We start from the raw sequence: 8,744 nt of genomic DNA on the forward strand, positions 1-8,744 counted from the left end.
CGCACCGCGTCGTCGTTGTCGAGCGCGAGGACCAGCCCGGTTATCATTCGACTGGCCGGTCAGCCGCAATCTTTCTTCCCAATTACGGCAACGAGGTCATCCGCGGACTCAATAAAGTGAGTGCCCCCCTGTTTGAAAAGCGCGACACCAGCCTCTTTCCGGAGCCTCTGCTTACGCCACGCGGTTCGCTGACGGTCGCCGACGAAGCCAGTGTTGCCGATCTTGAAAACTTTGCGCGCACCAGCGCGGGCGTCGAAATGATCGAGGTCGATCGTGCGGTCGAAATGGTGCCAATACTCAACCGCGACCACGTTGCGGCGGCATGCTATCAGGCCAATGCCTGGGACATCGATGTCAACGCATTGCATCAGGGCTGGTTGCGCAAGGCCACCGCTCTTGGCGTGCAAATCCATACCAGGGCAGAGGTCACCGATGCCAAGCGCGTTGGCAACAAATGGCAGGTGCATGCGGGCGGAAAAACGATTGTGGCCAAAACGATTGTCAATGCCTCGGGTGCCTGGGCGGACGTTACGGCTGCCATTTTCGGCGCGCGCCCACTTGGCCTGACGCCGCTGCGACGCTCCATCGCTGTCCTGCCAGCACCCGAAGGCCATGACACGCGCGGCTGGCCGCTGGTCGATGACGTCAACGAAGCCTGGTATCTGAAACCGGATGGCGGGCGCATCTTCGTCTCGCCCTGCGATGAAACGCCGGTCGATCCCCATGATGCTTTTGCCGATGACATGGTGCTGGCTGAGGGGCTCTACCGCTACGAGCAGGCGGTGACCGTGCCCGTCACGCGCGTCGAGCATAGCTGGGCAGGTTTGCGCACCTTCGCGCCGGATCGGACGCCCGTTGCCGGCTTCGACGCGGATGTCGATGGATTTTTCTGGCTCGCCGGACAAGGGGGCTACGGGATTCAGACGGCCCCTGCCCTTTCCGCGCTCGCTGCAGCGCTCATCCGCGGCGAGGCGCCCGATGCTGAACTCGAACCGCTCTTGCCCAAGCTGTCGCCGCTGCGCTTTTCCTGATCAGCCGAGCAAAGGCTCGCCGGCAAAGACCGCCGCCTGCGTCTCTAGCTCGGAGGTGATGAAATTGCTCAATGCGCGAATGCGCGGCGTGCTGACAATGTCCTCGTGACAGATCAGCCAATAGTCGCGGTTGAGGTGTAGTTCCTTGGGCAGCACCGGCACCAGCTCAGGATATTTGCAGGCGATGAAGTACGGCAAGATACACAGTCCAAACCCGCAACGCGTGGCGCTGAGCTGGGCGAAGATGCTTGAACTTTGGTAGGCGGGATGCAGGCCCGGCAGGATCTCGCGCATGTAGTCGAGGCCCGGGGTAAAGATCATGTCTTCGATATAGCCGATGAAGCGATGGCTGGAGAGATCCGACTGCTGCCGGATCGCCGGATGGCGGGCGAGATAATCGCGCGATCCGTAAATGAAGAGTCGATAGGGCGTCAGCTTCTCCTGAACATAGGGACCCGTTCGTGTCGCATGCAGCGTGATCGACAGGTCCGCTTCGCGTCGTGACAGGGACACGATCTGCTGGATGGTGACCATTTCGATTGACAGGCCTGGGTAGGATTGCGCCATCCGCGGCAGGCGATCCGCCAGGAAGAAGTTTGCGAACCCTTCCAATATGCTGAGACGCACGACGCCGGTCAGTGAGATCGTCCCTTCCGACGCTTCGTTCTGAAAGCGCTCGGCCTCGCGTTCCATGATCTCGGCTGACTCAATCAGTTTTTCACCGAGTGCCGTGAGAATATAGCCGCGCGGGTTGCGCTCGAACAGGCGTGCCGACAGCGATTCCTCGAGCCTGTCGATCCGTCTTGAAACAGTAACATGGTTGGTGCGCAGGCGCCGCGCGGCCGTGGTCAATTGTCCGGTGCGGGCAACGGCCAGGAAGTATTGAAGATCATCCCAGGTGAACTGGCGCAAGGGCTTTTCGCAATCTGTACATTTTCGTACCTATTATGTGCAAAAATAGATGTTTGTGTACCTATTTGTCAATGTTACAGTTTTTTCAAAAGCATGGTTGCCGGTCGGGAGAAACAGGGCAATCATGAGTTAAATATTGTCCGGTCTGCGAGGCTGGATTGAGGAGGAGATCGGCACCAGGGAACGCGGACCTATGCGCGTGATATCTCTCGGGCATTTTCATTGAACCATTCGGCGCCCCGCAGTCCGTCACGCGATGACCCTGTGAGCGTTCGATTTTTGGGAGGAGTTTACGAATGAAATTTTTGGCAATTGCAACAGCATCCCTGATGGCCGCCACGGTCATCCCCGCCGCCAGTGCCGAGATATCGGACGGCAAGGTCAAGATTGGCATCCTTAACGATCAGTCAGGTGTCTATGCCGATTTTGGCGGCAAGTGGTCCTACGAGGCCGCCAAGATGGCGGCCGAGGATTTTGGCGGAAAGGTGCTCGATGCACCCATCGAGGTCATCTCTGCCGACCATCAGAACAAGCCGGACATTGCCTCCAATATTGCACGCCAGTGGTATGATACCGAGCAGGTCGATTCCATCATGGAGCTTACGACCTCTTCGGTCGCACTCGCCGTACAGGGCATCTCGAAGGAGAAAAAGAAGATCAATCTCGTCACTGGCGCGGCGACGACCGAGCTGACCGGCAAGCAGTGCTCGCCCTACGGGTTCCACTGGGCCTATGACACGCACGCACTTGCTGTTGGCACCGGTGGTGCGCTGGTGGCCCAGGGCGGCGATACCTGGTTCTTCCTCACCGCCGACTATGCCTTTGGCTATTCGCTGGAAGAACAGACCAGCAAGTTCGTCACCTCGAAGGGCGGCAAGGTTGTTGGTTCCGTGCGTCACCCCCTGGCGACAACCGACTACTCGTCCTTCCTTTTGCAGGCGCAATCCTCGGGCGCCAAGGTAATCGGGCTGGCCAATGCTGGCCTTGACACCGCCAACGCCATCAAGCAGGCGGCCGAGTTCGGCATCGTTTCAGGCGGGCAGCGTCTGGCCGCGCTTCTTTTCACGCTTGCTGAAGTCCACGGCCTTGGCCTTGAAGCTGCGCAGGGCCTTACGCTCACGGAAAGCTTTTACTGGGACCGGGACGACCAATCGCGCGAGTTCGGCCAAAAATTCTTCAAGCGTACCGGTCGCATGACGAACATGATCCAGGCTGCGACCTATTCCGGCGTTACGCAGTATTTGAAGGCCATCCAGAAGGTCGGTACCGACGACACCGAAAAGGTCGCGGCCGCCATGCATGAAATGCCGGTCGATGACGTCTTCGGGCGTGGCGCCAAGGTCGGGGCGAATGGCCGCCTGATCAGCGACGTCTTCTTGATGGAAGTCAAGAAACCGGATGAGAGCAAGGCGCCCTGGGATTACTATAAGGTCCTTGCCACGGTTCCAGGTTCCGAAGCCTATATCAAGCCGGAAGAAAGCGGCTGCCCGCTGGTCCAGTAACGCATGACTGCATCGCAAACCAATCCGGTGCGCGGGAGAGGACCTTCCTTTCCCGTCACCGACCAGCAACAGGGGCCGTCAGTGGTCCTGTCGGCGCGCGGCCTGCGTCGTGATTTTGGCGGCTTCGTCGCGGTCAACAATGTCGATCTTGACGTTCATCATGCGCGCGTACACGCTTTGATTGGACCGAACGGCGCCGGCAAGACGACGGTCTTCAACCTTCTCACCAAGTTTTTGCAGCCGTCCAGCGGGACGATTAACCTGCTCGGCAACGATATAACAAAAACCGATCCCGCCAAGGTGGCGCGTATGGGGCTCGTCCGCTCCTTTCAGATCTCCGCGGTTTTTCCCCATCTGACGGTTCTCGACAATGTTCGCGTCGCGCTGCAGCGGCCCGGCGGCCTGTCAACGCAATTCTGGTTGCCGATGACTGCGCTGAACCGGCTCAATGCGCGGGCGCTGGAGCTAATCGAAGCAGTCGGCCTCAAGGATGCCCGCAACAATCTGGCGGCGGATCTGTCCTATGGCCGCAAACGCGTGCTCGAAATTGCCACCACCTTGGCACTCGATCCCAGGGTCTTGCTGCTCGATGAGCCGATGGCAGGCATGGGGCATGAGGACGTGCATATCGTTTCAGATCTTATTCGTGAGGTGGCTAAGGACCGCGCCGTCCTCATGGTCGAGCATAATCTCAAAGTGGTCGCGGACCTTTGCCACCAGGTAACCGTTCTTCAGCGAGGAGAGATTCTCACCTCCGGTGACTATCGCACGGTCAGCCAGGATGAACGCGTCCGCGTGGCCTATATGGGAACCGAACATGAGTAAGCCGCTTCTTGCCGTGCGGGACCTCCACGCCTGGTATGGTGAAGGCCATGCCCTGCACGGGGTCAACCTCGACATCAATGAAGGTGAAACGGTCACGCTGCTCGGGCGCAATGGCGTCGGCAAGACGACGACGCTGCGCGCCATCATGGGCATTATCCGCAAGCGCACCGGGACCGTGACGTTTAACGGCAAGGACATGATGCGTGTGCCGCTGCATCGTACCGCCCATGCCGGCATCGGCTTTGTCCCGGAAGAGCGCGGCATCTTCGCCACGCTTTCGGTCGACGAGAATCTCAATCTTCCACCCGTCGTTGCCAAGGGCGGCATGTCGATCGGCGAGATCTATGAACTTTTTCCGAACCTCAAGGAACGGCGCAACAGCCCCGGCACAAAGCTTTCGGGCGGCGAACAGCAAATGCTGGCGATTGCGCGCATCCTGCGGACAGGCGTCAAGCTGCTGCTTCTAGACGAACCCACCGAGGGTCTGGCGCCCGTCATCGTCCAGCGCATCGGCGAAGTGCTGGTGACACTCAAGCAGCGCGGGATGACAATCCTCCTTGTTGAACAGAACTTCCGTTTCGCCAGCAAGGTCGCCGACCGCTTCTACGTGGTTGACCATGGCAGGATCATCGACAACTTCCACGTCAGCGAACTTGCTGGCCGTATGTCGATGCTCAACGAAGCATTGGGGGTCTGACGATGACCATGATATTTGGTGTTCCTGTCCAGGCATTCCTCGGGCAATTGCTGATCGGGCTGATCAACGGCTCCTTCTACGCCATGTTGAGCCTCGGCCTTGCGATCATCTTCGGGCTGCTGCGCGTCATCAATTTCGCCCACGGAGCTCAATATATGCTGGGGGCGTTCATCGGCTATCTGCTCCTGGCCAAACTTGGCATTGGCTACTGGCCGGCGCTGATCCTCGCGCCTGTGGCGGTTGGCCTTGCCGGCGCCTTCATCGAGCGTGTCGCTCTGTCGCGCCTTTATAATCTCGATCATCTTTATGGCCTGCTCTTTACGTTCGGACTGGCGCTGGTGATCGAGGGCGCGTTCCGCTACTACTACGGAGCGGCCGGCCAGCCCTATGCGGTGCCGAGTGCTCTTTCTGGCGGTGTCAATCTCGGTTTCATGTTCCTGCCGAAATACCGTGCCTGGGTGGTCGTCGCATCCCTCCTCGTTTGTCTTGGTACATGGCTTCTCATCGAAAAGACCCGGCTTGGCGCCTATCTGCGCGCGGCCACCGAGAATCCGACCCTTGTGCGGGCCTTCGGAATCAATGTGCCGCTGCTCTTGACGTTCACCTATGGCCTCGGCGCCGGCCTCGCCGGGCTTGCCGGCATCATGGCGGCGCCGATCTATCAGGTAAGCCCGCTCATGGGCTCGAACATGATCATCATCGTTTTCGCCGTCGTTGTCGTTGGCGGCATGGGATCGATCCTCGGGGCGATCGTCACCGGTTATGTCCTTGGCATATTCGAGGGACTGACAAAGGTGTTTTATCCAGAAGCGTCGAGCATCGTCATCTTCGTCATCATGGCAATCGTGCTTCTTGTGCGCCCTGCGGGGCTGTTCGGTAAGGAGGCCTGAAATGACCGAAGCTGCCATTTCTGCGCCGAAGACGCGGTTCCTCACACGCGAAACGCTGCTCATTCTTGTCGGCGTGGCCCTCTTGATTCTCGCCCCGTTCCACGTCTATCCCGTCTTTCTGATGAAGATCCTGTGCTTTGCACTCTTCGCCTGCGCCTTCAACCTGCTTCTGGGCTATACGGGTATTTTATCCTTCGGCCACGCGGCCTTCTTCGGTGGGGCGGCCTATTTCACGGCCCATTCGGTTAAGGAATGGGGGTTTTCGCCGGAGCTCGGCATCCTCGCCGGCGTTGCCGGTGCGAGCGTTCTTGGCCTCGTCATCGGCTTTCTCGCCATTCGACGTCAGGGCATCTATTCGACGATGATCACGCTGGCAATGGCGCAGATGTTCGCCTTCTTCTGCCTGCAGGCGTCCTTTACCCATGGCGAAGACGGCATTCAGGGTGTGCCACGCGGGCATCTTTTCGGCTTTATTGACCTCGAACAGCCGCTTAACATGTATTTCTTCGTGCTCGGCGTATTCCTGATCGGGATGTTCATCATCTGGCGCATCATCAATTCGCCTTTCGGCATGATCCTGAAATCGGTGCGCGAAAATGAGAACCGGGCCATATCGCTCGGCTACTCGGTATCGCGTTACAAACTTGCTGCCTTTGTCATGTCGGCCGCCCTGACCGGCCTTGCCGGCGGGCTCAAGGCGATCGTCTTCCAGTTTGCCACGCTAACAGACGTAAGCTGGCAAATGTCCGGCGAAGTGGTGCTGATGACTCTGCTCGGCGGCATCGGCACGCTGGTCGGGCCGATCTTCGGCGCTGCGCTCATTGCGACGCTCGAGAACTATCTTGCCACCTCGGAATTTCCAGTGACGGTCATCACCGGCATCATCTTCATGATCTGCGTTCTCGTCTTCCGCCGTGGGATCATCGGTGAGCTCTATGCCTCGCGCCTTGGCAGGATGCTTACGAGCAGGTCCGAGAACTGATCGAAATGAACGCAATCTACGATTACATCATCGTCGGTGCGGGAACGGCGGGCTGCACGCTCGCCAATCGCCTTTCCGAAGACCGCAACGCATCCGTCCTTTTGCTGGAGGCCGGCGGGAAGGATAACTATCCCTGGATTCATATTCCAGTCGGCTATCTTTACTGCATTTCGAATCCGCGCACGGATTGGTGCTTTTCCACCGAATCTGAGCCCGGCCTCAATGGCCGTGTCCTGAACTACCCGCGCGGTAAGGTCCTCGGCGGATGTTCTTCGATCAACGGTATGATCTACATGCGTGGCCAGGCGCGTGACTACGATCTGTGGCGCCAGGACGGTTGCACCGGCTGGGGCTGGGACGATGTGCTGCCCTATTTCAAGAAGTCTGAAGACTATTACCTTGGCGCTGACGCGTTTCACGGCGTCGGCGGCGAGTGGCGCGTCGAGGAGGCGCGTCTGCACTGGGATATTCTCGATGCGTTCCGCGATGCGGCGGAAGCAGCGGGCATCCCGCGCACCGACGATTTCAATCGCGGTGACAACGAGGGTTCGTCCTATTTCAAGGTGAACCAGAAGCGCGGCATTCGCTGGAATACAGCCAAGGCCTTTCTGCGCCCTGCCCTTAAGCGGCAGAACCTGACAGTGATGACGGGAGCCCATGTGCGCAGGCTGATCCTCGGCGGGCTTGAGGTCGAAGGCATCGAGTTCACGCAAGAAGGATCGATCAGAACGGTCAATTGCCGCCGCGAGGTCATTCTTGCGGCGGGCGCTGTCGGCTCGCCCCATATCCTTGAGCTTTCCGGCATCGGACGCGGCGACGTCCTGCAGAATGCGGGCATCGAGACAGTGCTCGAGCGGCGTAGTGTCGGCGAAAACCTTCAGGATCATCTGCAATTGCGCTGCGCCTACAAGGTCACCGGGATCCCTACGCTCAACGAGAAAGCCAATCGCCTGCTTGGCAAGGCTTCAATCGCCTTCGAATATCTGATCAGACAATCCGGCCCGATGTCTATGGCGCCTAGCCAACTCGGCGTCTTCACCCGCTCAGACCCGGCCTTTGCCACAGCCAATTTGCAATATCACGTGCAGCCGCTGTCGCTGGAAAAGTTCGGCGAGAACGTGCATGCATTTCCGGCCTTCACAGCCAGTGTCTGCAACCTGCGTCCCGAAAGCCGCGGCACGGTGCATGTCAGGTCTGCCGATCACCGGACGCAGCCCGCCATTCAGCCGAACTATCTGACGACGCCAGGCGATCGCCACGTGGCCGCAGATTCGATCCGCATCACACGCAATATTGTTGCTCAAAAGCCTTTGCAGCGGTTTCACCCGGAAGAATTCAAACCAGGGCCGGCCTATCAGAGCGAAGAAGAACTGATCGAGGCGGCAGGTGCGGTCGGGACAACCATATTCCATCCTGTTGGCACGTGCCGGATGGGCGCCGATGCGGAATCTGTGGTTGATCCGCAATTGCGGGTTCGCGGCATCAAGGGGTTGCGGGTTGCCGACGCCTCGGTCATGCCAACCATTACCTCCGGCAATACCAACGCGCCGACGATCATGATCGCGGAAAAGGCAGCGGAGATGATCGCGCAGAGTTAGGGTCGGTATTGCTAGCGGATGAGAAATGGTACCGTGAGCCCCATGCGGGACATGGTAACGTCATCAGGAGCAGATGGAACCGGTGACGACCGCCGAATTATGTCGAGAACGCTCTGATCAAGCTGCGGTGTACCGGAACTGCCAACGACGCTAGCCGAGACAATTGCACCGCTTCGCGCGATGCCAATACTGATGCGGACGGTCCCTTTGCCGGCCATACGGGCGCTGCGTGTACGCCGAACCAGATATGCACGTACACGATCGCTCCATTTTTCCGCCTGCCTGGCCGATGCGGCGCTGGAAACAC

Annotated in this window: 9 protein-coding genes; 7 read left to right on the top strand and 2 right to left on the bottom strand. The window is 59.1% G+C overall.

The window, feature by feature from the left end:
- The coding region (locus AAAB35_RS00020) for an FAD-dependent oxidoreductase (protein WP_340666205.1) at positions 1-1,031 on the top strand (1,031 nt) is incomplete at its 5' end.
- Here the strand turns inward: AAAB35_RS00020 and AAAB35_RS00025 are convergent.
- Positions 1,032-1,943, bottom strand: coding sequence for a LysR family transcriptional regulator (locus AAAB35_RS00025; protein WP_340666206.1), 912 nt, complete (start codon positions 1,941-1,943; stop codon positions 1,032-1,034). It abuts the gene before it with no gap.
- 296 nt (positions 1,944-2,239) lie between these two features.
- Between AAAB35_RS00025 and AAAB35_RS00030 the strand changes: the two genes are divergently transcribed.
- Genes AAAB35_RS00030 through AAAB35_RS00055 form a run of 6 tightly spaced genes read left to right on the top strand, consistent with a single transcriptional unit; the run spans position 2,240 to position 8,437 of the window.
- Positions 2,240-3,445 carry an ABC transporter substrate-binding protein gene (locus AAAB35_RS00030; RefSeq protein WP_340666207.1) on the top strand — a complete coding sequence of 402 codons (1,206 nt, stop codon included), beginning with the start codon at positions 2,240-2,242 and terminating at the stop codon, positions 3,443-3,445.
- A gap of 3 nt (positions 3,446-3,448) precedes the next feature.
- Complete coding sequence (locus tag AAAB35_RS00035; RefSeq protein WP_340666208.1) at positions 3,449-4,270, top strand: ABC transporter ATP-binding protein; 822 nt, start codon at positions 3,449-3,451, stop codon at positions 4,268-4,270.
- On the top strand, positions 4,263-4,967 hold the full coding sequence (locus AAAB35_RS00040) for an ABC transporter ATP-binding protein (RefSeq protein ID WP_340666209.1): 705 nt from the start codon (positions 4,263-4,265) through the stop codon (positions 4,965-4,967). Before AAAB35_RS00035 ends, AAAB35_RS00040 begins: the two co-directional genes overlap by 8 nt.
- Positions 4,968-4,969: 2 nt before the next feature.
- Positions 4,970-5,857, top strand: a complete 888-nt coding sequence (locus AAAB35_RS00045) for a branched-chain amino acid ABC transporter permease (RefSeq protein ID WP_340666210.1) — start codon at positions 4,970-4,972, stop codon at positions 5,855-5,857.
- 1 nt (position 5,858) lies between these two features.
- The gene (locus AAAB35_RS00050; protein WP_340666211.1) at positions 5,859-6,839 is read left to right on the top strand and encodes a branched-chain amino acid ABC transporter permease; all 981 of its coding nucleotides are present in this window, start codon (positions 5,859-5,861) and stop codon (positions 6,837-6,839) included.
- A 5-nt stretch (positions 6,840-6,844) separates the two neighbouring features.
- Positions 6,845-8,437, top strand: a complete 1,593-nt coding sequence (locus AAAB35_RS00055; RefSeq protein WP_340666212.1) for a GMC family oxidoreductase N-terminal domain-containing protein — start codon at positions 6,845-6,847, stop codon at positions 8,435-8,437.
- An 11-nt stretch (positions 8,438-8,448) separates the two neighbouring features.
- On the opposite strand, the gene AAAB35_RS00060 is transcribed toward AAAB35_RS00055, so the two are convergent.
- On the bottom strand, positions 8,449-8,744 hold a 296-nt coding region (locus tag AAAB35_RS00060; protein WP_340666213.1), incomplete at its 5' end, for a TonB family protein.

The sequence above is a fragment of the Phyllobacterium sp. genome, assembly GCF_037994425.1.
In the GTDB taxonomy this organism is placed as follows: Bacteria; Pseudomonadota; Alphaproteobacteria; order Rhizobiales; family Rhizobiaceae; genus Phyllobacterium.

What these genes read in the sequence shown, in the direction of transcription:
- AAAB35_RS00045 (WP_340666210.1), top strand. Translation starts at nt 4,970, where the DNA reads ATGACCATGATATTTGGTGTTCCTGTCCAGGCATTCCTCGGGCAATTG.
- AAAB35_RS00035 (WP_340666208.1), top strand. Translation starts at nt 3,449, where the DNA reads ATGACTGCATCGCAAACCAATCCGGTGCGCGGGAGAGGACCTTCCTTT.
- AAAB35_RS00055 (WP_340666212.1), top strand. Translation starts at nt 6,845, where the DNA reads ATGAACGCAATCTACGATTACATCATCGTCGGTGCGGGAACGGCGGGC.
- AAAB35_RS00050 (WP_340666211.1), top strand. Translation starts at nt 5,859, where the DNA reads ATGACCGAAGCTGCCATTTCTGCGCCGAAGACGCGGTTCCTCACACGC.
- AAAB35_RS00030 (WP_340666207.1), top strand. Translation starts at nt 2,240, where the DNA reads ATGAAATTTTTGGCAATTGCAACAGCATCCCTGATGGCCGCCACGGTC.
- AAAB35_RS00040 (WP_340666209.1), top strand. Translation starts at nt 4,263, where the DNA reads ATGAGTAAGCCGCTTCTTGCCGTGCGGGACCTCCACGCCTGGTATGGT.